1 pseudogene is annotated in these 1,052 nt (G+C 41.1%); it reads left to right on the plus strand.

Going from position 1 to position 1,052, the window contains the following annotated elements:
• Nucleotides 1-1,052: pseudogene (locus ITJ86_RS17160) on the plus strand (hypothetical protein); the annotation flags it as partial.

Below are 1,052 nucleotides of genomic sequence, written 5' to 3' on the forward strand. Positions count from 1 at the left end.
GTAATCGCACCAACAGCATTAGAAGTCTGTGACGATGGCACACCAGACGGTATAACAGAAATGGATTTAAGCCTTAAGAATAGTGAGATCACAGGGAGCAATCCAGCCTATTCCGTAAGCTACCATGAAAACTCAGGAGATGCAGAAACAGGAGCAAGTCCACTACCAACGTTGTACACCAATACAACTAATGGTCAAGTTATCTATGCGCGAGTAGAAAACACTACCACAGGCTGTTATGATACTACAAGTTTAGAACTCATAGTACAACAAGCACCAATAGCCTTTACACCACAACCGCTTATATACTGTGATCCAGATAATGACGGTACAGGGGTGTTTACACTCACCGATGCAGATGCTGAAATTACCGGAGGAGCCACGGGCTTAGAAGTTACCTATCACGAAACCGAAACTAATGCCAATACCGGAGCAAACGCCATAGATACCACAGTAGACTATTTCAATATTGTTCAAAATGCCCAAACGCTTTACGCTCGAATAGAAAGTCCAACGATAGCAACCGACTGTGCAACAATTGTTGAATTAGAGTTAATCGTAGAGCCAACACCACAGTTAGTGGCACCAACACCGTTAGAGGTGTGTGATGATATCTCAGCTGATGGTTTTGCAAGCTTTGATTTAACTACAAAGGCAAACGAAATATTAAACGGTCAAGACCCAACACAATACATTGTTAGTTATTACGAGAATGAGGCTAGTGCTATGGCTGGTAATAACGCAATAAATAATCCATTAGCTTATACCAACACAGATGATTTTAACCAAATCATTTGGGTACGCGTAGAAGACAATACAACCATAGAAGGCTGTTACAAAATCACAAGCCTAGAATTAATCGTAAACCCATTACCAGTGTTAATCACACCAGCACCAATAGAGTTATGTGATGTGAATAACCCAGGAGATGAGAAAGAAAGCTTTACATTAGAAGTAGCTAATGATGAGATCCTAAACGGTCAAACAGGCATTACTTTAACGCATTACGAAACACAAGCAGATGCCGACAATGCGACCAACCCCATTTTTAG

It is taken from the genome of Winogradskyella marina (assembly GCF_015645385.1).
GTDB lineage: Bacteria > Bacteroidota > Bacteroidia > Flavobacteriales > Flavobacteriaceae > Winogradskyella > Winogradskyella marina.